Raw genomic sequence first — 25,936 nt, forward strand, 5'->3', positions numbered from 1 at the left:
CTGCTATGATTTAATAACTCTCCTTTTTAAAAAATCTAATCACCCATTGAATTGCCTTTATATTAAGATCACCATCAAAACGTCGCAAATTTTATAAATTGAAGTATTATATTTGCGCGGTGAAGAAAATGATCGCATTGTTTTGTTTATGTACGCTACTCGCAACACAAACTGTACTGGGGCAGCTGGTAAAGCTTCCGCGGTTGGTGCATCATTACCTTGAGCATTGCGAATGGGACAATAATTCTTCTATCGTGGATTTTCTTGTAAAACATTATTCCGGAGATATTAGCCACCCAGATGACCAGCACAAGGATCACGAAAACCTTCCATTCAAGACAAACAGTCAGCATCTGGCATCTTCAGGGTGTTATATTATCCTATCATCGGTAAACCTACCGAAAATTGAATTTCGGTTCGTTGAGCCCTTCAAGATCAGACATAACAATCAAAATCTTTCCAACACCTTCTTAAATAGCATTTGGCAACCTCCCAGGTTTTGCTAGTCGTTTAGATTTCTTCAATTATCTATTCTGTTCTGATATTCATAACAGAATAGGCTATTTCGTTTGGGCAGTAATCACTGCATCATGACTAACAAAATCCAATATGCTTAATAAGATTATAGCGTTTTCTATTAGAAATAAATTAATAATCAGTCTTTTTCTACTGGTTCTAATTGGGTTTGGCATTTCCGAAGTTAAACGCCTTCCAATCGACGCGGTTCCCGATATTACCAACAATCAGGTCCAGGTAATTACCGTGGCCCCTGCCCTTGGCGCCACCGACGTGGAACGGCTGATAACCTTTCCGATAGAACAGGCCAATAGTAATATCGCTGGCCTAACCGAGATACGAAGCTTTTCCAGCTTTGGGCTTTCGGTTATCACCGTTGTTTTCGAAGATGATGTGGACATTTATTGGGCGAGACAGCAAATTACTGAGCGGCTCGGGCAGGTACAGGATATAATTCCAAAAGGCTTCGGAAGCCCTTTTTTAGCTCCCGCTACCACTGGTCTCGGTGAAATTTATCAATACACAGTAAGAGCGCAAACCGGCTATGAAGATAAATATGACGCAATGGAACTGCGCACGATACAGGATTGGTTTGTACGTCGTCAATTACTCGGAGTAAAAGGCGTGGCAGATGTGAGCAGCTTTGGCGGATTACTAAAGCAGTATGAAATAGCCATTGATCCATCACGTCTGTCGGCTTATAATACGACAATTAGCGAAGTATTTAATGCACTGGAAAAAAACAACGGAAATACTGGCGGATCGTATATCGAAAAAGGTCCAACTGCACTTTTTATACGAAGTGAAGGGCTTGTGGGCAGTAAAGAAGATATAAAGAATATCGTAATTAAAAACACCACGGACGGTTCACCATTATTGGTAAGTGATGTAGCAGAAGTAAGGCTGGGTCATGCAACACGATATGGAGCGCTCACATTTAACGGCGAGCAACAGGTGTCGGGAGCCATTGTTTTAATGCTGAAGGGTGCGAACAGCAATGAAGTTATAAAAAACGTTAAGCTACGAATCGAGGAAATTAAAAAAACTTTACCTAAAGGGGTAACGATTGACCCTTTTATAGATCGCACAAAAATGGTGAACAATGCGATTAGTACAGTTACAAAAAATCTGTTGGAGGGAGCCCTCATTGTGGTTTTTGTTCTCGTAGTTTTTCTTGGAAATTTACGCGCTGGCTTACTTGTTGCATCCGTCATTCCGCTATCTATGCTTTTTGCCATCATTATGATGAATCTGTTTGGCGTCAGCGGTAATTTAATGAGTCTCGGAGCGTTGGACTTTGGTTTAATTGTCGACGGTGCGGTCATAATTGTTGAAGCGGTAATGCACCGATTAACGCATAGCAAACATTTTAAAAAACTCAACACACTAAGCCAACAGGAAATGGATCAGGAAGTAAAAGTCTCTGCATCCAGGATGATGAATAGTGCGGTCTTTGGTCAAATTATCATCCTTATTGTTTACCTACCCATATTTACATTACAAGGTATTGAAGGAAAAATGTTTAAGCCCATGGCGCAGACAGTAGCTTTTGCATTAATTGGTGCTTTTCTTCTATCCCTAACTTACATACCGATGATGAGTACACTTTTTCTCAGTAAAAAAATAAGTCATAAACCCACTTTGTCCGATAAGATGATGATTCGCCTAGAGCGCTCTTATCAAAAATGGCTGAGCAAAATATTACGTTTGCAAAAGACGGTACTTATATCAGTAGCCTTATTATTTATTTTATCAATCTGGCTGTTGACAAGGCTTGGTGGAGAATTTATACCTGCACTTCCCGAAGGCGACTTTGCTGTGGAGACAAGAGTATTGCCAGGCAGCAATTTAAATACTTCTATTGAAGCTATTTCGAAAGCATCTAAAATTCTACTAAAAGAATTTCCCGAAGTGAAACAAGTAGTCACCAAAACGGGCACTAGTGAAGTACCTGCTGAGCCACTCCCAATAGACGTGTCAGATATGATCATCGTTCTCAAAAAAAAAGACGAATGGACATCCGCAAAATCGTATCACGAACTGGAAACAAAAATGGCTGAGGCGGTGTCTGCTGTGCCCGGGGTTACTTTTAGTTTCCAATATCCCGTTGCCATGCGTTTTAATGAGTTAATTTCAGGTGCCCGTCAAGATGTCGTCTGTAAAATTTTTGGAGAAAACCTAGATACTTTAGCTGACTATGCGCAAAAGCTTGGTGATATTAGCCAAACCGTAGAAGGAAGCAGTGGCCTTTATGTAGAATCTGTCACAGGTATGGCGCAGATTGTGATTCGCTATAACAGGTCGGCTATTGCACAATATGGCTTAGCTATTGATGAAATCAACAACGTTGTAAATGCTGCTTTTGCCGGAGAGAAAAGTGGAACAGTCTATGAAGGCGAAAAAAGATTTGACTTAGTGGTCCGTATGGTTGGTGAAAAAAGATCTGATCTTGCAGATGTGCAAAACCTTTTAATAGGTACTCCCCAAGGGAGCCAAATACCGTTGTATTTAGTCGCCAATGTCGACATCATAGAAGGGCCCAGCCAAGTACAACGAGAAAATTCACAAAGAAGAATTATTGTTGGCTTTAATGTCCGAGGAAGGGATGTTCAAAGCACAGTACAAGAACTGCAGCAGAAAGTAGCCAAAAAAATCAAACTACCTGTTGGCTATTCAATCACTTATGGAGGTGCTTTTGAAAACCTGGAAGCGGCTAAGTCAAGATTGTATATAGCGGTACCCGTTTCTCTCGCGTTGATTTTTCTATTACTTTTTTTCGCATTCGGCTCGGTCAAGCAAGGATTATTAATATATTCAGCTATCCCCCTATCGGCTATGGGAGGCATTATTGCTCTTTCTATCAGGGACATTTCCTTTAGCATAAGCGCAGGCGTAGGTTTTATTGCTCTTTTTGGGGTAGCCGTACTTAACGGAATAGTATTGATTGCTGAATTCAATCGTCTTAAATCTGAAGGGTATAAGGACTTGAAAAGAATTGTCATACAAGGCACTAAGATTAGGCTACGTCCTGTGCTAATGACTGCTTTTGTAGCATCGCTTGGTTTCTTACCTATGGCAATAAGTACAGGAGAGGGTGCTGAAGTTCAACGTCCTTTAGCCACAGTTGTAATTGGAGGCTTGCTCATTGCCACATTTCTTACTCTTTTTGTGTTACCCATTTTATATATCATGTTTCATAAAAAAGCAATTATTAAAAAAAGATACAAAGCGAGTACGGTTATAATACTCGTAACAGCTTTTATTGCTCCTGCACCTAATGCGCAAAGCCAAATAAGCCTGCAAGCGGCCATAGACTCCGCGCTAAAAAATAACCTTTCACTTCAAAACCAACAATTGAATGAAGATTATCATAAAATGCGCATTAAGACAGCCGCGGCTATCCCAGCAATTAATATAAGCGGTCAATTTGGTCGGTTCAACAGCGCCTACGCCGATATTGGTTTATCCGCAGCTCAATCTTTTGATTTTCCTACGGTATATGCTCGCAGGAAAAGTTTGTTAACCCAGCAGTGGCAAGGTAGTTTATTAAACACCAGGGTACACGAAGTTCAGTTGAAAAGAAAGGTAACTGTACTTTATTATCATTTGGTTCATCTCTTACAAAAAAGAGACTTATTGATAAGTGCTGACAGTCTTTTAGTGGCTTTTTCAAAAAAAGCTCAACTTCGTTTTGACAACGGTGAAAGTAATATACTTGAAAAAATTACTGCCGAAAATCAACAGGGCCAAATTGCATTACAGTTGGAACAAATTTTACCTGATATTACCATTTTGCAGCAGGAGTTCAGCGCCCTTCTTAACACCGAGCTCCTTTTAACGCCTTCCGATTACGCGATAAAAAAAACGCCGTTATTTTCCGATACCAGTCTCATGGCCTCACACCCTGAGATGAAATATTTAGCGGAGCAATTTCAGATAGCAAAGGCAGCTACACAAGTCGAACGATCGAAGCTTCTGCCCGAGCTAACCCTCGGTTACAATGTAATGAGCATGAAGGGAATGGGGGCTAACAACAAACATTATAATGGGGCCTTGCATTTCCACGCCGTTTCTGTTGGTTTAGCGATACCGCTTTTTAACACTAGCCAAAAGGCAACTATACAAGCCGCAAAAATAAATGAAACTTTAGCTTCTGGAACATTTAGAGAGGGTTTGAAAAATTTCAAAGTAGCTTACTTATCCGCGTATCAACGCCTATTAAAATTTGAAAATACCATAGCCTATTACAATAAAACCGCTCTACCCCAGGCAGCTACGATTATACAAACGGCCAATACTCAGTTTTCAAACGGTGAGATCAACTTTTTGGATTGGGTTATTTTGATAAACCAGGCAATAGGTATACAAAACGCCTACACTGATGCATTGTGGAATAGAAACAATGCTTTAACAGAATTTATTTTTTACACAGACAAGTAGAACTCATGAAACTATTCAACCCTTTATATTTAACGGTCTTCCTACTCTTTTCCTGCGACGATAATACCGCTACAACAGAAGTTAAAGAAGCAACACAGCACTCCTCTGCCGTTATAACACTAAGTAACGCACAATATAAAAATGCAGAAATAGAGACTGGCAAAATTAAAAATCATGCTGTATCATCTATAATTAGGGCAAGCGGGAAAATAGACGTTCCTACACAGAATATTGTGTCTATAAGCGCGCCTTTAGGTGGTTACTTAAAGTCGACCAGTCTAATGCCAGGCATGTATGTACGCAAAGGGAAAGTCTTGGCTATCATGGAAGATCAGCAATATGTTCAGCTACAACAGGATTATCTTACGGCCAAAGCTCAGTTTTCTTTTAACGAGAGTGAATACAATAGACAAAAGATATTAAACGAAGGGAAAGCTTCCAGTGACAAGGTATTTGAACAGGCCAAAGCCAACTATCAGACTCAAATTATTCTGATACAATCTCTCGAGCAAAAACTTAAATTAATAGGCCTGAAACCATCTGGAATAAATGCTTCCAACATCTCTAGAAGCATTGCAATTTACGCCCCAATATCAGGCTATGTATCAGCGGTGAACGTAAATAAAGGCAGATATATTATGCCATCCGAAGCTCTGTTTGAATTGATCAATCCAAATGACATACACCTTGAATTAAATATCTTTGAAAAGGATATTCAAAAATTAGCTGTGGGGCAAAAATTATGGGCTTATGCCAATGTCAATCCCGAAAAAAAATATAGATGTAAAATAATACTTATCAATAAAAATATCTCTGGTGAGAATGCTGCAAAAGTCCATTGCCATTTTGACCAATATGATAAATCGTTGATTCCAGGTATGTTCATGAATGCAGAAATCAGTCATAATGGGGCTACTGCGGCGGTATTACCCGATGCAGCGATTGTTAGATTTGAAAACAAGCAATATGCATTTGTATCAAAGGGTAAAAACCGCTTTGAGATGGTGGAGATTCAAAAAGGGCTATCAGAGGACGGCTATACCCAGATACTCAATTTTGCTAATTTTTTGGATTTAACTTTTGTTACAAAGGGCGCGTATAATCTATTAATGGCATTTAAAAATTCAGATTAATAATCATGACCCTATTGTCATTAGATTTACTTGCTTTAACACTGCCGACCGCGCATATCTACTCTTAATAAACGTACTAAGTGACATTTCAGAAACTACTATCCTTTAATGCTGATGTTATTGCCAATAGACTTAAATTATGCATAAGGCTTCCTAATATAAAGCCGGTATCTAAAATCAATAGTCAATAATATTATCAAATTGACTACAAATTGTAATGATAGCGGTGAAAAAAATTATTCGGTTAGCTCTTCGATAGAGACGTAAGTCTAATAAACTTCATTTACCAACATTCCCCCTATGAGTAATCCGCTTCAGAAGACACTAGATTTTGTGACTATACTAAGGGAATAAAAACAATAAAACTATCATCGCCTTTTTTTAGCGCCAGAGAAAGCACTTTTGGCTCTCCATTTTCAGTGTAGATAAAGGGCCGTTCTATGCGATCGTATTTTTGAATGCCGCCCGAAGCCATTAGCAATTGCTTAGGCATAAGATTATAGTCTTTTGCTTTATACCAATTCAATCCATCCGGTGAACTTACCAAACCAATGAAGCCGCTTGTACTATGAAAAACTCCATAGTAATAGTCGCGCTTTTTATCATACCACATCGACATGTCTTCTGTATCGATATAATCGATCACGGGCTTGGGTTGAATGGTGAACGGACCTGAAGGATGGTCGCCTATGGCAATGGCCTGATTGCGGATAAAACGTGTTTCATTAGGTTTATCACCCTTCACAATTAAAAAATATTTGCCGTTCTTCCCTTGGGTGATTGCAGGGTTTACCGTTAATGTGGTGATTGGCCCGGAAGGTTCGATCAGCGGTTGATCCATTCTTTTATAGGGCCCGTTGATGTTGTCGGACACAGCCACACCCGTACGCTGATTTTTTCGTAAGATGGCCCAATTGGGGTGACTATAAAAAGTTTGGCCCGTTTGTGTGAGTTCGGTTTCAGTATAATCTTTATCGCCTAAATTGGTAGAGATATAATACAGATAATATTTGCCTTCAAAATACTTTATTTTGGGATTGTGCGCTGTAATAGCGTCCCAGTGGCCTTTTCCAGCCCCTTTAAGGACGGTGCCTACAATCGTCCAAGGGCCCGTGGCCTGCCTGGATGTGGCATGCGCAATTTCACAGCGGGTAAGCCATCCGCCAAAGCCATATTCTTTTTTCCAGGCTGAGTAAAAAAGGTGATAAAGACCGTCTTTGGTTTTAATCATCGAAGGGCACCAGTTATAATAACCTTCGGTTTTAAAAAAGTGTTTTTCGCTTACAGGCAAAATCCGGTCTTTCAGGCTTAGCTGGTCTGGCCTTGATTGCGCCAACGAAATATTGATAAATAACAAATAGATTAACGTGTAGGATAAGCATATCAGTCCCTGTTTGTGGATTACCGGAAAAATAATTGCAATCGTGTTTCTGATTCTTAAGTCGGTAATTATTTTTTTCATGATTTTTACCTGAGGTTTCTTTTTATTCTCTTGATGGCTGAAATTAAATACAATTATAGTTTACTCGGTAAACATGGTAATGCACGTTTCTAACTTTTAAATCTCATAACGTAATTAACGGTAGTGTCACCACCTTCTATATTGCATCCGCTGGCTAGATATAGAAAGGCAGGTTTATTGTCGACGATTAGTAATTGTGGACGTTCAAATTTCATTTTGTTCTTAGGACCGTAATGCCACCTTGGATTTTTTATTTTCCCATGTGTTGCGTATTCATTAATAAGATGAAAACCGGGCTCGTGCTCGTTAAAATTGATACCATCGTACGATTTCCATAAAATTCCCCCACCTGCTTTCAATATCCCGTGATTGTCTGTTGTAAGCAAACAAATCATTTCGCTGTAAACAAATGCATAGCCGTCTTCAATAGCAACACTATTTTTTGTGATAGGAAATGGCAACTGTTGATATGGGCCGGTGACTTGCTCAGAGATGGCCAATCCCATTTTTGCATTTTGGGATTTAAAGTACAGAAAAAAGCCTCCGTTATATTCCAGAAATGCCGGATTAACGATTCCATTACGTGCGCCGTGATTCCAATATGCTTTATTATCTGGCGCTTTCAGAATTTTACCATCACCATTTACTTTTTGCCAGGGTCCATACAAGCTTTTTGCAACAGCCATACCTGTGCATTGGTTGGAAGGGTGTGGTGGCTGGCGATAATCATTGTTGGCGATGTAAAAAAGAATATAAGTATCCCCAACTTTATGAACATTTGGATTGTGAATGCCATATCTATCCCAGGTATTCTTGCCAGTTCCTTGTAAAACACTACCGGCAAACTTAAAAGGCCCCTCTGCATTATCTGATACATAATGTGCAATTTCTGAATGAGAGCGCCAACCAGGATCAACTTTGAATTGCTTAGGCCATCTAGCTGCGAACAGATGGACTTTTCCGTCGTCATCTATTATCGGCGATGCTCCCCATACATGATAACCAACATCTTCAATTGCAATACCTACAAATTGCCATCGGTCTGCAAAGTGTTGCTCCGCGTGTTCGTTTTTTTGACCCCAGCTGAGCGCAGTTAGTGACAAGGCGCCAAATGAAATTTTTTTAACAAAGTCTCTACGATTATTGGATACCATATATATTAGCTATGTTTTCTGTAAAGGAAGTTACTTCTTTTTTATGCGCGCTTTATTGAATAGAAATTTTCCATTCCCGAAAGGTTCCATCCGATGCCTGAAGCCTATAGACCAATTGCTTTGATGATAAATTTCCGATCTGTCCGCCTACCGGCGCGCCACCCATCGGATCAACTCTAACAGCATCATGATAAAAAATAAATCCTGCAGAATCCAGCGATTCAGAAGGGTTCGTTAGCGCTATTGTTACTGTTGAAGATGTAGTGTCAACAGTTGCCGCTCTACTTACAACTACGCGTCTGACACCTTGTATAGAGCCTATTTTCTCGGCAGTTTCGTAAACGTTGGGGTTTACGTCAGTTTCAAGTTTGAAAATTTGAACATTACTAAGGCTTGCGCGCTGTCCCCATTGACTTAAGTCCATATCAATGCGCTGGCTGCATGAAACTAATGTGATAAGAAATATAACTATATATTTTTTCATTGCTATTTGTATTTAAAAATGATTCGCTTTTATGACTAAAGTATTTAGTTCCAGCCGGGGTTTTGGGTTAATACTATGTTTGCTTTTGTTTTATAAAGCTCAACTTCCTGTCTTGGGATACCTGAAAGATAATCTCGTGCCGGATCAATGTAGTAGCCAAGTCCGCTGGCGGCTCTAAAATCTGCATTTCTGAAAAACGGATTGATAAATCCAGTCGCAAAGGAATCAATATCAGTTCCTATTATGAGCCGTACATTCGCCGGCGTAGCTTCGTTAAAGCCATAATAGTTGAGCGAATCTACGTTGTTCCAAAACTTCAAAAACTGATCAATTTTTGCTCCTTCCGGTTTTTGACTGTTATAAACTTCTGCTTTAATCGCCCAACGCTGCAAATCCATATCTCGCAACCCTTCGAAGGCTAATTCAACTCTCCTTTCTCTGCGAATTTCATTAACAATCTTCGGTTCGGTGGGATCATACCCAAATTTTTTCTGATACGTGTAATTCCAGCTATTTACAGTTGCTAAATTCATATTAGCCATATTAATACGGCTTCGAATTAAATTAATCGTTTTATCGATATCCGCCTGTGTTGCCTGATTTAGAATAGCTTTCGCTTCAATATAATTGAGCAAAGCTTCAGCATATCGCAAAATAATTTCATCAGCCTGACCATTTCGCCATTCGGCGGGGTCTAAAGGTATTCCTTTAATTATACGCCAGCCCGTGGTTATAGGCTGTCTTTGCTGAGCAGTTTTAAAACCGGGAAAAGGAGCGTGATATTGGTGGCCCGCGGGCTGGTTGGCGCCAAAATAATCAAAAAAAGTTCTGCTATTTGCATCCCAAATTGTTTGCCGAAAGCGGGGATCCTTATTAGCACCCGTAGATCTAAGGTTGCCACGTTCGTAAGCAAGTGAGGAAATTTCCTGAGGAGCTCCATCCTTCATCAAATACTGATCTACCATTTCCTGAGTTGCCCCCAAACCAAAGCCTTCTATACCTGCCCCGTTCCAATCCTGGGTTTTGGATAGACCCCTATCGTAAACGATATAAAGAAATGCGCCGGCTACATTTGCATAGTTATCCTGGGTGAACAAATCTTTGTAAGCCTCAGACCCTGTTTTGTAGATGCCAACGCCCTGTTTATCTATCAGCAAGTTACCTGCATTGACGCATTCCTGTAAAAAATCGCTACCATCTTTTCCTTGGACTGCAAATGGCGTCCCCGCTTTACCGTGATATCGCTCCCAGGTTCCCTCAAATAATGCCACTCTGGTTTTCATAGTGAGAGCCGACTCCTTGTTTAGCCTGCCCGGCACAGCCTCTCCGACGCCCTTCCAATCTAAATTCTTTATCGCCGAATCCAGATCTGCTAAAATCAATTTGGCAACATCGAATCTGCCGGATCTCTCGGTATATAATTCAGGATCGGTGGTATTTAGCGATTTCGTGATAATCGGAACTCCGCCAAACTCCTGAAGTAAAACAAAGTAGCTGTAGGCGCGGGTATAATACGCTTCTCCGATGTAATGATTGGCAGCAGCAGTTCGATCAGCCAGTCTATCTACATTGTTGATGAGGAAATTAGCGTTGCGAATAAATGTATACCTGTCATTCCAAACCGCACTGGTATTGGGCGCTAAGCCGGCGTTATTACGCAACATAAGATTACCGCTAGGATTTGCAGCCAAAAGGTCATCGGTATTTGCACCGCGGCCCCACCGTGCGCCTATTTGTGTATAGGATGATGCAAGGCCAGTGGCATAGCTTTTAAAATCCGAAACTTTTGAAAAAAAAGTGGCATCATTGATGGCGTCCAATGGTTCTCTATTCAAAAAACTATCTTTTGTACAACCATAAATTGTAAATGCAATTCCTATTATAAAATATAAATACTTTCTCATTTTAAGGAAATTTTTAAACCAAGTGAAACAACTTTGTTAAAAGGATACCCGCGCATTCCCTGCTCAATAGCATTTGGATCAGCACGAAGCCAACTTTTGGTGTAGATAAATCCAATGTTTTCCAGACTTACATAAGCCATCAGGTTTTGAATATGGTATTTACTGAGTTTATTAAAGTTGTAACCCAAATTGATATTTCTTATGCGGAGATGGCTGAGGTTGATGAGGTACTGATCGTTTATATTTCCCAGCACCTTGGTGCCCTGATAAGGTCTTGGAAAAAAAGCATTCTGATTGTTTAGCGACCAATATCCTAAATCTGCATGCCATTGATATGCAGTTCTACCGTCCCAGCTACCACCCGACAAACCCATTATTTCCTCGGAGCTTGCATAGTACTGCTGTGAGCCAACGCCATCGAGCAACGTATTCAGTGATAAGTTTTTCCAGTCAAGTGTAAAAAACATACTGTATTTATAACGTGGGTAGTTATATCCCAGTTTTTCGATATCGCCCCGCGAATACCAATATCCGCCCTGTCCTGCATCTATTTTTCCATCCTGATTATTATCTTTCAAATAAAGATCGCCCTGGTAAAACCAATTATTGTTAGCCGGCACATGAGTCTTTAAAAAATCAAGATCGCTTGCAATGCCCTCCGACCGATAACCGTTGATGACCCCAAATGGCTCTCCCGCAGTCCATGTGCCACTGACCAATCCAGTTGGATTTCCTTGTCCGTAGCTTACAACATAACCAATATAATCAGACAACATCCCTTTGATACTATAGCGCAATGGAGATCCCATAACGTTGCGTACGACATCTTCCCATTGCAACGTAAACTCCCACCCTCTGGTTTCAGAAACACCGTCGTTAGAGTTGGGTACCGCGGCACCCAGCACTTCTGGTAAAAGTTCTGGCGGACTAAACTGATCGTACACGGTTCGCTGATACCAGTACCATTCTCCCTGCAATCGATTTTTTAACATTCCCCACTCGAGGCCAAATCCAATAGTTTGAGGTTTAGCCCAGGTAAGGTTATCGTTGATAATCCTGGGAGAGCCTACCTGAGGTTGAAATGCGTTATTTATGATGAGTGCAGTATTTCTACTGGCTTCAAGTGCAGAAATATAAGTGTAGAGTTGTGCATTCGAGGTTCCGGTTCCAGGTTCACCACTACGTCCCCACGATCCGGTAATTTTAAAATTGTTTATAAATTTAAAAGGCCAAAATGCTTCTTTACTAATATTATAGCCTGCAGAAATGGAAGGGAAAAACGCCCATCTTGTTTGTGGTGAAAATCTAGAGCTTGCATCATAGCGCGAATTAAAATCAAACAGATATTTTGATTTATAGTTATAACTTGTTCTGAAAAAATATCCTCTTGTGGCCCAATTGTAGCGAGTATCGGTAATACTCATCTCATCTCCGTATGCTGTTGAAAACGTTGGGACCTCGTTGTCGTACAATTCGCGCCTGGATTTTGTTGTAGCTTCAAACTTATTAAGTTCCTGTTGAAATCCGGCAAGCAATGTAAGGTTGTGAGATGCAAATGATTTATTGTATGTGGCTGTACCATCCCATTGATAATAATTTGTAAAGCGATCCTGCTGTCCAATGCCATCGTAGGTGGCCGAACGGGCTGTCCGGCTCAATACACCATTTCCCCGGTCAGTAAATACCTGGAATGTTGTTATGAAGGAATTATAAAAATTTAAATTTTGATTGTAAGACGTTCTAAGCGTTAAACCCTTAAAAGGGGTTATCGTTAAAGACGGCACTAACCACAAATCTGTATTACGGTTTTTTGCTGAGCCCTGGTCGCCGGTTAATAATGTTAGTGAGCTAAGGAAATGATAACTTCCGTCGGGGTTTTTTGTAGGTATGTTTGGGAAATAAGATAATTGATCAATAAAAGTATCATCAGAACCTTCAGAATTTGTATAATTTGATCCGCTACGGAAATTGGGACGTAGCGTATTAACCTGTGCAAAGCGGGTTTCAAACCGCAAGTTCATCCATTTAGTTACGGAACTTTCTAATTTAAGTATTGCAGATAGACGATCAAATTCATCAAACTTAGTATTTAGTATACCTTCTTTCGTATTATATCCCAAACCCAGATAGTATGTCGAGCTTTTTGACCCTCCGGATACATTTAAATTATGTGATACGTTGCTAGATACTTTTTTAAAAGCTTCGCCAAAATAATCTGTATTTCCATGAGCGGTATTGTGGGCGCCCCAAAGTCCGTTAGCCAGCTTAGTGTTGTTGGGACCTGTGCCATCTATAAACGCCTGCATGTTTGCGATAATATCTTCAGTATAATAGGGCGCCTGCTGCGAATTCTGAAATGCCTGGTTGGTAAGCCGTGCATAAGAAACTGAATTCATGGTATGTTGCAGCCGACTGGGTGAATTAAAATCTACATTTGCAGCATAATTTACACTCGGCGTGGCGTCTCTTGTTCCGGATTTGGTTGTGATCAAAATTACACCATTGGGTGCGCGAGATCCATAAATGGCTGAAGCTGCCTGATCTTTTAAAACCGAAATCGATGCTATATCCATTGGATTAATTAGGTTTGGATCCTGTTCAGCCCCGTCCACCAAAATAAGGGGTTGGCCTGATGCATTAATTCCGGTAAAACCTCTGATATTAAAGGATGGCGTGGCATCTGGCGCACCTGAAGACAATCCTATATTTAAATTGGCGGCGGCGCCCTGTAACATTTCACCCAGGCTTTTCACAGGTCGATTATCAAGCACCTTTGTATCAACGGTTGCAACAGCAGCTGTTACATTAACCTTCTTTTGTGTACCGTATCCTATAACCACCACTTCATCTTCCGAACTTTCCGCATCTGCCAAAACAATCCTTATATTTTTAAAATCTGTTACAACATATTCGGTTTCCTTTTTACCAATATAAGACACGATCAGCACTACATCCGTTTCTGATGCCACATCAATTTTAAAGATGCCCTGTGAATCCGTGGAAGTGCCCAATGATGTGTTTTTAATGCTGATTGAAGCGCCGCTAATAGGTATTCCCTCTTCATCTACAACTACTCCTGAAATAACCTCCAGCAATGGAACATGATTCACAACAAACATTAAGTTGTTTGCAAGCGCTTCGGCACGCCCAAAGCAAAGCAGTAAAAACAAGTATAAAATCAAACATGCCGGCTGTTTATATGAACCGCGCCTTTTCAACATGTTTTTAGAATGGCAACATAATACTCTTCTCATTGTAGTTAGGGCCCAAACAGGACTGGTTTTTAGGTAGATTTATTAAAAGTATCCAGCTATTTCAATTATAATTGATAGAGGGTTCAATCAACCATCAATTGAACGTTATTAGGTCAAATACTATTACATGCTTTTCGTGTTCTGTTACAGCTTGTAAGTTTTTTAGTTTAATATCTGATAACAAAGCATCTCGCAATTGCAGCATAAAGTTAGTTTCGTGAAATGCCAAAAAAATGGATTATGAACCTGATTATATGGATTATACTATCGTACGCATCTGATTGATAAGGTTCCAGTCGTCCCAAACTCATCAAAACTACTAGGATTAGAAGAACTGCTTTTCGTAGATCAGGTATCAAGGTCATACGATGGCACTCACGTACCTTAATGACATAGACGATCCACGATCGATTTTACAATTATCCGCAGAAAGAGATATACTGGGTCAAACCCAGGTTGATGTTCATGTATAATAATGTTAAGTCGAAACCTGATCGATTTGCTACAGGTGACCATGGCTTCCTTGGAGGGGCTGTACAAAGATGAGTAAACATAGGTAGTGGAAAGGACATTCTTTTTTTAACGAAGTCATAGATAAGAGATATTTGAACTCGTTGATGTTGGAGATGCAAATGCCGCCACTCAATTAGGTTGTAGGCAGTAATCACGAATGGCAGCTGTGGGTGTGTATTGAAAGCGATAGAATAAAAATTAGAGTGCAGCAACAAGCATCCTCAGTCGCAGTTTTTGGAATTTTTTTATAACCCGATAGTCGGTTAGCAGCAGATGTTGCCGAAGCCATTAACCTATTTTAGTTAACTTAGGATAATTTACAAATCAGAATATAATTAAGCGTTCTACATTTGACGCTATTTAATAATAATTTCATCTGCAAAAAGCATGGCGTCATAACCTGAGCCCGCGTGATGCCATACCGGCAGTTTGCCATAATTTCTGGATATTATTCTAATGAATGCCGGCCTTATTTTGTCGAGCGTTGCTGTATAATTTTCTTTCAGGCTTCCCTCAGCCTCGGGTGGAATTTTTGTTTCAATGGTTTTAAAAAGTTTGTATGGCTCGTCCTTCTTATTTTTTATATAAATTTCAACTTGCCGGGGGAAAATAATCCAGGAGGCTGTATTCTGAAGAAATCCCATCGAAAATGTTTTTAGACTTTTCCGTTGGGGAAAAGATAGTTCAATATCTATATCCTGTCCACTATACGCCTGCCACTTACCACTTTTAAAATCATCTGCCAAACCCTGCTGCCCATCTACTAGCGCTTCTTCGCCACCGCCGTTGTAGCTGGGATGGTAAGTGCTGTAGGGTGAATTTAGCTTGTAAAAGGAACCCAAGGCTTCGTGAAAGATCAACTCTATTTTTTCCTCTTCGAAATCGCCCTGAGACTTGGCAGTGACCATTATATCGCTTTTACTATAAATAGGCTTGCGATAAACCGGAGCATTTGTAGATATGTTTTTTCCATTTAGTTCGTATTGAATAGGAATTTCATTGAATACGGAGCGTATTGTTATAGCCCGCCCTTTTTCCGACATTTCATTTATTGGCTCAATAATTATATGGCCGCCTAATTGATGCATGCTCTTAATAAGATCGTCGAATCTTGTCATATTGGCATTGAGCCAGTAAAGCCGGTTTTCCTGTTTCCAAAGATTGGCGAATGCTTTTTTTAACTTTTCAAGTTCGCAGATGAGGGTTCTATTTCTTTCCTTCAGTAGTTCGACCGTGTGTTGACGATCGCCGTTTATGAAATTATAAATATTTATGCGGAAAATATTTTTTCTAAGCGTAAAAAGGGCCTGGTCTAATGCGAACTCAAAATAATCTAACCATTCGGCATTTTTAGTAACGTTCTGCCTTACCACATTCAGCTTGCTTTTGATGATCGTTATTGTTTCTATGTCTTTAAGATTTTCTTCTAATTGTCCTTTTTTTACATAGTCTAAATGAATGGGAAACAAGGGCTCAAAAAAGCGGCTTTGTTCCAATTCGTTTTTTACTTCTGATTGGTGCAATGTAGAAAATTTTAAAAACAGATCCGCGATATCACCTGAAGTGCCGAAGCCAACCTGGTTAAAGGCATGATTAAAGTTTTGGAACCGTTCGTCTATACTAATTTCCGTTGTTGGAGCATTCCAGCTATTTTCAGCGCCCCACGCAAATCCGTGCCAGTTGTTGTTAAAAAAGTTAAAACCTCCATCATCCCAGCTCGTATTCAAAACGCCAGTAGCGTTTAGTTTATAGCCGTCTCTAATAAAATTAAAAATGTTTACTTTGGCCGTCTGCAAATTGGGAAAGATTTTTGACCAGCAACTGACCCCAGGTGCAATCCAAAAGTTGAGGCTTTGGTTAGCGATCGGTTTGATGAGCTCGTCAAACGATTCGGCGCCGTGGTACGCCCAAGGAATGACCGTGATATCTTTCGGCAGTGAAGGAACGATTTCCGGATATTTTGCGGCAATGTCGCCCCACATCAAGATTTTCTTATTATATTTTTTGAGTATCTTATCCAGCTGGTTGATATGGTAGGAATAGACGCCGGCAATTCCCAACGAATCGACCATAATTTTTGATTTTCCTTCCCCAAGCCCAAAGGTTTCATCGCAATTAATATTAAAGAATTCGCCGTTAAATGCCGGGACAATTTCAGAAAATACCTCTTCTAAAAACTGGTACGACGCGTCAAGAGCCGGAGAAATAATATGCTCGTTTTCTGCGAGATGTGCGTAAGCTGGCAAAGAAAGGGTTTTGGCCATGTGGCCAAAAGACTGATAGCTGCCTATTAAAGTCACAAAATGGGTAGCGGCAAAATCTTCCAGCTCTCTTAATTGCTCGCTGTTGATGCCCTGTTCAGGAGCAATACCAGGATGTTGTTTGAATTTAAAGACATGTTCTATATACAGCGTGAAATAATTTAATTTAAAAGACGCCATCGTTTCGATTTGTTTCTTAAGAAAGTCCATCGTTGGAATAGGTCCACGGCTTATATCATCCTGCCAGGCTCTTATAGAAATATCAGGTTTATCGTAAATATGAACATTGGGTATAATGCCGTTTTGCGCGATCAATTGCTTTAATGTTTGGATGCCGTAGTATATCCCTGCATCCGTGAGACCTTTTATTTCAATTTTGGAATTTGCGATATGAAGAATGTAGCCTTCCTTTCCCAAATTAATGGCCTCAGCTGGCACAGCTGTTTGCGGAAATTTTTCTAATAAAATATCAAAATTGGATTGCTCTGTGGCTATGGCATGTATCTGGAGCTGTTTCAAGGTGTTTATAATGTAGGTAGTGTTGGAGGAGTTGCTTTTTATTCTAAGAAGATCTTTTCGAATATCCAATGTCCCATTCAGTTTGGTCATAGACTTTGGTGCCGGTAATATGTTTTGAGAAAAAATGTGGCAGGGAAAAATTATATATAGTAGGACTATTATTTTTATCACTTGGTAATTTTTTAGACGAGTGAACACTGTTTAAGTAACAAAAGTAAAAAAACATGTTACTATTGTTGAAGGATTTTTGTCTAACGTTTTTGACATTCATTTTCAACTTGTATGTACTTATTTTTTGTACTTATAACGACATGGTACAAGGAACGGGATGGCGACTTACCTACCCTACCTTTCTTACCTTTCTAAAATATTACCAGTCGAGCTCAGAATCTCTTTTGTAAGTAATTTTTTAATGGTTATTTAGAGTGGTATGTTGAAAGCAGCCAAGCTTTATAAATGCCTTTGTATATCTGAGTTCGATAAAGTGGCGAATAAGTTCTTTATTCCTTTTTCTCGTTAATTTGTTCTGAAAATCTTTATCCCTAATTTCAAGCGATCAAAGGAGTTCCACTTGCAAGTTGGTTCCTGCTGCATATGATGGCCGAAGAAGAAACGGGTGCAACAACAAAACAAATAAACAGTAAATATACATTGCAGGAATAAAAATCCAATTCCCAATTTCCTTAACGAAGCCTATAGCCATTTAATGGTGGAAGCGATGGCGGAGGTTTAGATCATTTTTTACATTTAGAATTATTAAAGTAAAAGCTCCTGAATCAGGAGCTTTATTGATAGAATTAGTTAGTAAGTGAGTACATACTAAAATTCCCTATCGATGCGTTACATTTAACAATTTCAACGTTATGGAATATGAACCCGGTACAAAAATTCTAGCTGCAAAACGAAGTGAATAGTCGTAACGATCATTCTTGTATGTTCCCAAATATCTCGAGTCGGAAGCGCCTTGATAATATATTCCAGGTCCAGTGGCGTTCGCTGGCCAGGTGGCAACACTATCCATCGTAACAAACGCTGTCGGAATTCGGTAGTATTGATTAAACCCATTTCCTAAACTAGCTATCGGAAAAGGCACTAATGGATACCTTAATGTTAAGGCAGTATCAGTGGCCACAAAGGTATCAGGCGCATAATCTTCGAGGTTTTGCAAAAAAGGTGGATTCGGGTTTACGCCCGAGTTTGGCCTTTTTGCAATTTCGCCCAATCTGGGATTAAAAGGTACGCCATTACGATCTGTAACTTTAATGGTAATCAGATTGGGAGCATCACCATTTCTTTTAACTGTTTCCATAATAAACGGATTGTTTAAACCGTTGTAGTAAGCAGGATTGGCTCCTGTAGCTGTATTTGCGATAAGCCTACTTAGGCTGTAAGCGCTTTGCTGATAGGTTGCAATCGGCAAATCATCTATAAATACCAAGGTCATTGCTTTTGGCAACATTTGAGTACCCGCCTCGTTCGACACTTCTACGTCCATCGTATAAGTACCTGATGGTATATAGAGCGAGGCGCTATTAGATTCTACTACTCCACTTTTCGGATTTACAGTTATCGGTGGCAACTGAACGGTTTCTCTCTTTTCAATGATCTTAGCATAAGAAGTGTCGGTTAAACTATTATAAGATTTTGTCCATACATCTACCGGATAGGTTTTAATAAAGATATCGTCAACTACTTTACCTGTGGAATCGTAAATATGAACCCATTTAATAGACAGGGGGATACTACTACCATCTGGTACTAAAGAGTTTGACTTTGCTATTCGACCTTTAGAAATCGTTAGCAATTTTACACTGTACTGCATTGTTGGACTTATGAAGCCCTCTTCGATTTTGGTGCACGCTGACATCAACAGAATCAGAACTGGGAGAAAACTATACAGCGTTCTTTTATTTATTTTTTTGAAAAACGACATTTGATTAAGTTTTTTAGGTTTACACTAGTTTACACGTTGGCCATAATAAAACAAGGTTGCGGTATTCAATGCGTTTAGAACTCCATTTTGTGTGTTAATAAAAGAAGTTTTCACGCGGGTTCTAATTCCCGTAGCTGGCGGAACAGCAGCTGCAGTGCTATCCTGACCTATTTGATAAGGCTTCCACAATTGTGTGAAATATAATAGACGCGGAATGGTAGAAATATTGCTGTAGTAACCGTCATTAGCTGTAACTGTTTCTTCAAATGAAACAATGATCCTACTACCATTCAGCGCACTTGGATATATGTTACCAATTTGGGTAACTCCGTCAGGATTTACCTGAAGGTTGGGCACCAAATACATTAGTAATGAATCTCGGGTATTATTTATGTTATTTTTTATATAGTAAATCAAAGAATCGAGCAAAAACTTTTTATTCTGGTCAACAGTATTTTGCAGAAAAATTGTTCTTGCATTTAAATAGGCAAATATGGATCTGTTATTAACAGCGAAAAAAGTGCTATTATTTTGATTAATAGCTTCTTGCAAATTTCCGGCATCAATAAGCTGAACCAGCGTATCATATTCCGGAAATTTTTTTAAGACATCATAAGTTGAAACGTTTTTATACATATTCACGTCGTGCACATCGCCCCCGACAATATATTCCCGTTTGCATGCAACCAGCAATACGACTGCAACAAAAGCTGAACCAATAAGAGTAAAATGCTTTTTCATATTTAATACTTTTTAAGTCTTTTTAAGTGGATTTTATCTTCCGCCATTATTAGCCCACCAAGGATTTTGTACCAAAAGATTATTATAAGGAAATAATGCAGCCATATCAATTGGCCAATAATATCCTTTGTTTTGAGGGGTCACCCTTTCAGCCGGGTAACCTACATACTCAAGCCATCCCTGGGTTTGATTGGTTCTAATTAAATCATAAAACCAGCTTCCTTCTCCAATAAACTCACGTCCACGCTCCATTACAACTTCATCCATAAGATCGTATTGGTTACTTACACTTTCATAGCTATTAATGCCCGCTCGGTCTTCGGTTAATTTCAACATTTGCTTTGCCTCGTTTAGCCTGCCCATTGCAGTCAACGATTCGGCATTTAATAGAATGATATCGGCCAGCCGCAACAATACAAGATTGTTGTTAAGGTATGGGCGCGTTTTGGTATCCGAATTCTGATAAAAGAAATTAGTATATTTTAAAAGCATGTAACCCGCAGGATCGCCACCACCGGCATTTTGATAGAATAAAATAGATCGGTATCGCTTATCTTGGGAGGTAGAATCTCCGAAAAGACCAAAACCGCCGTTCGTAGCTACAACTATACCTCCCAAAGGAGCAATCCAGCAACTGGTGCGACGATTATCAACCACTACTCCTTTTAAAAAAACCCCAAATCCATTGAACTGAGCTTCGGCCCATGAATTTTGGCTATTGAAATTAGGGTCGGCATTTTCAAATTTCATAGGCAATTCAAAAATATTTTCCTTTGAAACCTGCCCGTTCCAAATATTTTTATAACTGCCTATTGGCTCGAGTTCATAACCGGCGTTATTAATTACCTTATCGCAGTAAAAGTGGGCACTATCATACTCATGCTTCCACGCAAAAATATGTGCTTTTAACGCCTCCACAGAACCTTTGTTCGCTCTGATTGATTTCTGAGGGTCGCCAGCAGTATAGGAAAGGAAGTTCGCGGCATTACTTAAATCTTTAAGGCAACTGTCGAGCACTTGCTTTTCGGGACTTCGAGGCACAGGAGGAATACTGCCATAATCGACATCGTTATAAGTTTTTGAGACATAAACCGGATCGCCCCATATGCGTGTAACATAAAAATAGGTATATGCTCTCATAAATAATGCCTCGGCAATATAGCTATTACGTACTTCGGCCGAAGCAAACAGCGATAATGGCATTTGACTCACATTTTCAATTACCAGATTACATTGCGCAATAAGCTGATAAAACCTGGACCAATTACTTAAATTGGTCCAATATGGGACATATGAAAAATTCCAGGGCTTTGCAGACACCGTAGGTGTTGCGGACAAACCATACTGCAAAAATGTTCCGCCGCCTGCATATCTGAAATTGCTTGAGACTAAATCACCCCAAACAAAATGACAAGGAGGGTTCATATCTACTCCATTTCCTGAAGCTTCCCGCAGGTTTGAGCGAAGTTGGCCGTACATTGCCAAAGCAGCTTGTTCTACAGAGGTTTGAGAAGTCCAAAAGTAACCGCTGTATGTAGCGTTGATGGGTCCCTGCCGCAACTGCTTCTGACACCCTAGTAGCGTAACGCCAGCACAAAATAAAAAACATATCGATACGTATCTCGTGATGTTAGTGAATATTTTCATTTCAAGTGGAATTAAAGATTAAAAAGTTACATTAAAACCAAGTGTATAAACTCTTGGCTGCGGATATAAGCCACCCGTATAAGTTCCCAACTGATCGACTAACTCAGGATCAGGCATGGTATTGTTCTTATTTTTCAGGATTAAAAGATTAGTAACATTCGTATAAATATTTAACCTGCTAACCTTTAGCTTGTTAATAATATGGTTGGGTAATTGATAATTTAAAAGAACCTGCTTAATTTTAAAATAGCTACCATCTACATTAAACATATCGGTGAAAGGAAAGAACTGGTAGAAGTATCCTCCATACGGTGTTAAAGAGGGAAAGTTCGCCTTATAGTTAGGATCCTGCGCTTTTGCCGGTGTCCAATAATCTAAACCATCCAGTTCAAGTAACCTATTTCTGGCAAGATTATTAATATTACCCCCAAACGCGTCTAATTGCTGTTGATAGAAGGTGTTAACCACCGTCCGCTTAAATGTAAATACGCTGTTGACAGACAAAGAAAAATTCTTATAGCTAAATTCATTGGTAAAACCTCCCGTAAACCGGGGATTAGGATCACCCGTAGGTACTCTGTCTGAAAAAGCATCTCCGTTATCCTGACCGCTCCAGACATCACCATCGCCATTTACGTCAACCCAAATCGGATCTCCGGGAACGACCGTATGAAAGCCTTTATAGTACGTAATTTTGTTACCCGTCAGTGGATTGAATGGAATTTCGTCCGCGTGATTATAAACACCTCTGTATTGCATCTGAAACATTTGGTATACCGGTTGGCCAACGGCGTAAATACGGCTTACTCCATAAGGATCAGAAACAACAAAAATCCGGTTATTATTAGGAAGTTTAGCTATCTTATTTTTATTGAAACTTAATATGAGTTGCGTACTCCACTGAAAAGCGCTGGTTCGCGGCATATTTCTTGAAAGAATGGAAAGGTCCAACCCTCTGTTATTAACCCATAAATCGCGAGCATTAAAACTGATTGATTGATATCCTGTAAAATCGGGTAAATCAAAATTATAAAAATCGTCTTTCATCAATCGATCATAAACATCGGCAGTGATGCTAACGCGGCTTTTAAACATTTCAATGTCAAATCCCAAATTTTTCTGAATTGATTTAGCCCAGGTAAGATCATTCTTAGTTAAACCATTTGTGAAGCTGGGTTGCACAGCAATGTCGCCGCCATAAGTTCCGGAAACGGAATACACATTATAAGGAGCATAGTAGTTGTCGGCCAAACGTCCGGAAATCCCATAGCTTCCTCTAATTTTAAAGAAATTAAAAACATTTTTAGCACCTTCAAAAAAACCTTCATCCGACACAATCCATCCCAAACCCGCGGCGGGAAAATAACCCCATTTCGTATTTGCTCCAAATCTAGAAGATGCGTCGCCACGGTAAGAGCCATAGATCAAATATTTTTTATTAAACGTATATTGTAATTGGCCTACAAAGCTCAGCAAAGCATCACGCAGGTAATTAGAGTTACCACTTAGGTCCTGTTGCGGTATCCCTGCAACCACCTGAATATTGTTGGATGGAGTATTGTAGCCGTTCAGAAATGCCGTTTCCGAGTTAGTGGTGGAATATTGATGCGACAAGGTTAAATTCAGATCATGGCTAGCTCCCTTGTTTGTTTCGAACGATTTATGCCAATCCAAATTATTCATCCACATATAACTAGATGTAGTTCCTTGTTGGGAGCGGGCTTGCGAGGGAACGGTGATATCGCCATTTTCTGTTGCCGACTCCAAATTAGATGGCTTGAAATAATTTAGTTTTGAAGTATTTATAGTAGCAGACCCTTGCAACACATATCTCAATGAGGGGAGAATGTCGTAATTGATCGTGATTGAAGATAGAATCGTATTGTCGGTATTATCATTTCGTAATTGATCGGACAAGCCTAAGAAATAATCCCTGTCAAAATTGTTAAGAAAGAAGAACGACGACGGCTGAGCAGAACCCTCAAATGGAGTATTGGGCTGGCTATTATTCAGCTTCCATCCTCTTTGCCGATCGGCTTTTGTTAAACCAATAACAACTTGAGAGTTTAATTTCGGGCTAATTGTAAATCCAAAGTTACCGCGTAAAGAATAGCGTTGAAATCCGGTATTCTTTACAATACCTGTCTCATTATAATAGCCGGCGCTTAAACGATAATTTACAATATCGGTAGCCGCAGACATGCTCATATCCACATTTTTAATAGCGCCATTTCTATAAAAAAGGCCCTGCCAATCAGTTGCATTATTAAAGTATGGATTAAGGCTATCTGTTAAAATTTGCGGTATGGAGGCTAATTGATCAGGTGTTGTGGCATAAGCTCTTATAAGATTTAATTTTGCCTCTCGTTCAGCAGCTCCTGTAAGCGTTTTCAATAATTTTGGGCGCTGCGTCAAACCTCCATAAACATTTACATAAAACGAAGGTCGCTTGGATGTGCCCTTTTTTGTTGTAATATATATTACACCGTTAGCCCCGCGTGAACCCCAGGCTGCTGTAGCGATGGCATCCTTTTGTACCACAACATTTTCGATATCGTTAATATTAATTCCTGCCAGGTAGTTAGTGCCCGTTGCATCCAGACCGTTACTTCGAAGGTCGTTGGGATCGATTGGGATACCGTCAATAACGTACAACGGCCCGCTCATGGCTCGCGATTGTGCCTCCTCAACATTGCCAATATTTTGGCTAACCCTTGTGTTTCCACGAACCACAACGGTCGGAGCCACACCGGGTTCACCACTTGCCACCTGCACATTTAAACCGGCAACTCTACCTTGTAATAAGGCATCGACGCTCGCTGCCGGGCGATTCTCAATGTCTTTTGCAGTGACGCCAGCAAGTGCAGCGATACTGTTTCGCTTATTTTGGCGTTGTACACCGACAATCACAACATCGCTCAAATTGCTCGCTGCGTTGGGATTCAATTCTACGACAATCGCCTGTCCCACTCTTGCCGTAATAGTTTGAGATATATACCCAACCGACGACACTTCTAATTGGGCTTCGATACCCGTAATTGAAATTTCAAATCGGCCTTGCTCGTCGGTCAAAACGCCCTGACGCCCTGCCTTAACAGAAGCATTGGAAAGAGGCTGTGCTAATGTATCCGTCACCACACCTCTGATTTTCGAAACGTCTTGCGAATAACCCATAGCATAAAACGCCAGAAAGGCAATACTAAATAGTAACTCTCTCATTAACTGATATTTTAGATTTTACGTGAAAAATCGGACGGGTAAATGTTATTAGAAATCTCGAAAAGATAGAAATGTTTCAGAGACTTAAATTTCATTTATGAAGTAAATATAGAGTGGTTTTAATCGCATTTTAATGCGCAACCGTATGCGCAAATTTTACAATTCGATAACACAAATGTTACGATTAAACGAATAACTTGACTACTCGACTTCCGTGCCGTTCACTAGATATATTAAACTGCTCGGTAAAGTGCGATTTTTTGAGCTTAGTTAAGAAATATTGATGTAGGCACTATCTGCTCTTCAGGACACTGTTAATGAGATCAAAGACAAATGTTCAGATGGACAGTACTAGGTAACACTTAAAATTTACCCGGCGTGTTAAATGTTGGGACGAATTGAATGGTGGCTGTACACCGCTATCGATAAAATGCGGTTAAATAATTTCAGACTATTTTAATAAAACTTTTATCTGCAAAATTTTTACTAGTCACAAAGCATGGTGTCAAATTCAACTTGTAACTGGGAGCTTCCCATCCCGTCCACGGTGATCCATTCGTAATTCGTCAGTACGTAAGCATTTCCGTCACCCAGCTTTACCCACTCATCGATAAGTTTTGCTGCATAGTTTAAGTCGCTCTTCTCAGTAATACCAAGAGGCGCAGCATATGTTCTTTTTAAACGAGATATTTGCACTTATTATCGGATATATTTTCTCTGGCTTAAGCCACTGAGAGGAATTTAGATTTTGTCAGT

At 39.8% G+C, this 25,936-nt stretch carries 12 protein-coding genes; 2 read left to right on the forward strand and 10 right to left on the reverse strand.

What is annotated here, in order from left to right:
* The first annotated feature begins 609 nt into the window (after positions 1-609).
* Both ABDK00_RS09440 and ABDK00_RS09445 read left to right on the forward strand, forming a co-directional pair.
* Positions 610-4,956 carry a CusA/CzcA family heavy metal efflux RND transporter gene (locus ABDK00_RS09440; protein ID WP_346239572.1) on the forward strand — a complete coding sequence of 1,449 codons (4,347 nt, stop codon included), beginning with the start codon at positions 610-612 and terminating at the stop codon, positions 4,954-4,956.
* Between the two features lie 5 nt (positions 4,957-4,961).
* On the forward strand, positions 4,962-6,089 hold the full coding sequence (locus tag ABDK00_RS09445) for an efflux RND transporter periplasmic adaptor subunit (RefSeq protein ID WP_346239573.1): 1,128 nt from the start codon (positions 4,962-4,964) through the stop codon (positions 6,087-6,089).
* Between the two features lie 337 nt (positions 6,090-6,426).
* On the opposite strand, the gene ABDK00_RS09450 is transcribed toward ABDK00_RS09445, so the two are convergent.
* From ABDK00_RS09450 to ABDK00_RS09495, 10 genes are all read right to left on the reverse strand, one after another.
* Positions 6,427-7,551: a glycoside hydrolase family protein gene (locus tag ABDK00_RS09450; RefSeq protein WP_346239574.1), complete on the reverse strand. Its 1,125-nt coding sequence runs from the start codon at positions 7,549-7,551 to the stop codon at positions 6,427-6,429.
* An 89-nt stretch (positions 7,552-7,640) separates the two neighbouring features.
* Positions 7,641-8,705, reverse strand: a complete 1,065-nt coding sequence (locus ABDK00_RS09455; protein ID WP_346239575.1) for a glycoside hydrolase family protein — start codon at positions 8,703-8,705, stop codon at positions 7,641-7,643.
* A gap of 52 nt (positions 8,706-8,757) precedes the next feature.
* A complete protein-coding gene (locus ABDK00_RS09460) occupies positions 8,758-9,189 on the reverse strand; it encodes a hypothetical protein (RefSeq protein ID WP_346239576.1) in 432 nt (143 codons plus the stop codon).
* Positions 9,190-9,233: 44 nt separating this feature from the next.
* A complete protein-coding gene (locus tag ABDK00_RS09465) occupies positions 9,234-11,093 on the reverse strand; it encodes a RagB/SusD family nutrient uptake outer membrane protein (protein WP_346239577.1) in 1,860 nt (619 codons plus the stop codon).
* Positions 11,090-14,203, reverse strand: a complete 3,114-nt coding sequence (locus tag ABDK00_RS09470; protein ID WP_346239578.1) for a SusC/RagA family TonB-linked outer membrane protein — start codon at positions 14,201-14,203, stop codon at positions 11,090-11,092. The genes ABDK00_RS09465 and ABDK00_RS09470 overlap by 4 nt, the downstream gene beginning before the upstream one ends.
* Before the next feature lie 1,013 nt (positions 14,204-15,216).
* On the reverse strand, positions 15,217-17,838 hold the full coding sequence (locus tag ABDK00_RS09475) for a glycoside hydrolase family 20 zincin-like fold domain-containing protein (RefSeq protein WP_346239579.1): 2,622 nt from the start codon (positions 17,836-17,838) through the stop codon (positions 15,217-15,219).
* Positions 17,839-18,469: 631 nt separating this feature from the next.
* Positions 18,470-19,573: a hypothetical protein gene (locus tag ABDK00_RS09480; protein WP_346239580.1), complete on the reverse strand. Its 1,104-nt coding sequence runs from the start codon at positions 19,571-19,573 to the stop codon at positions 18,470-18,472.
* Positions 19,574-19,597: 24 nt separating this feature from the next.
* On the reverse strand, positions 19,598-20,314 hold the full coding sequence (locus ABDK00_RS09485) for a hypothetical protein (protein WP_346239581.1): 717 nt from the start codon (positions 20,312-20,314) through the stop codon (positions 19,598-19,600).
* 33 nt (positions 20,315-20,347) lie between these two features.
* Positions 20,348-21,961 carry a RagB/SusD family nutrient uptake outer membrane protein gene (locus ABDK00_RS09490; protein ID WP_346239582.1) on the reverse strand — a complete coding sequence of 538 codons (1,614 nt, stop codon included), beginning with the start codon at positions 21,959-21,961 and terminating at the stop codon, positions 20,348-20,350.
* An 18-nt stretch (positions 21,962-21,979) separates the two neighbouring features.
* Positions 21,980-25,180, reverse strand: a complete 3,201-nt coding sequence (locus ABDK00_RS09495) for a SusC/RagA family TonB-linked outer membrane protein (RefSeq protein ID WP_346239583.1) — start codon at positions 25,178-25,180, stop codon at positions 21,980-21,982.
* Positions 25,181-25,936 lie beyond the last annotated feature (756 nt).

This window comes from Niabella insulisoli (genome assembly GCF_039652435.2).
GTDB classification, from domain to species: domain Bacteria; phylum Bacteroidota; class Bacteroidia; order Chitinophagales; family Chitinophagaceae; genus Niabella; species Niabella insulamsoli.

What these genes read in the sequence shown, in the direction of transcription:
- ABDK00_RS09465 (WP_346239577.1), bottom strand. Translation starts at nt 11,093, where the DNA reads ATGAGAAAGTATTTATATTTTATAATAGGAATTGCATTTACAATTTAT.
- ABDK00_RS09490 (WP_346239582.1), bottom strand. Translation starts at nt 21,961, where the DNA reads ATGAAAATATTCACTAACATCACGAGATACGTATCGATATGTTTTTTA.
- ABDK00_RS09455 (WP_346239575.1), bottom strand. Translation starts at nt 8,705, where the DNA reads ATGGTATCCAATAATCGTAGAGACTTTGTTAAAAAAATTTCATTTGGC.
- ABDK00_RS09485 (WP_346239581.1), bottom strand. Translation starts at nt 20,314, where the DNA reads ATGAAAAAGCATTTTACTCTTATTGGTTCAGCTTTTGTTGCAGTCGTA.
- ABDK00_RS09460 (WP_346239576.1), bottom strand. Translation starts at nt 9,189, where the DNA reads ATGAAAAAATATATAGTTATATTTCTTATCACATTAGTTTCATGCAGC.
- ABDK00_RS09440 (WP_346239572.1), top strand. Translation starts at nt 610, where the DNA reads ATGCTTAATAAGATTATAGCGTTTTCTATTAGAAATAAATTAATAATC.
- ABDK00_RS09495 (WP_346239583.1), bottom strand. Translation starts at nt 25,180, where the DNA reads ATGAGAGAGTTACTATTTAGTATTGCCTTTCTGGCGTTTTATGCTATG.
- ABDK00_RS09450 (WP_346239574.1), bottom strand. Translation starts at nt 7,551, where the DNA reads ATGAAAAAAATAATTACCGACTTAAGAATCAGAAACACGATTGCAATT.
- ABDK00_RS09445 (WP_346239573.1), top strand. Translation starts at nt 4,962, where the DNA reads ATGAAACTATTCAACCCTTTATATTTAACGGTCTTCCTACTCTTTTCC.
- ABDK00_RS09480 (WP_346239580.1), bottom strand. Translation starts at nt 19,573, where the DNA reads ATGTCGTTTTTCAAAAAAATAAATAAAAGAACGCTGTATAGTTTTCTC.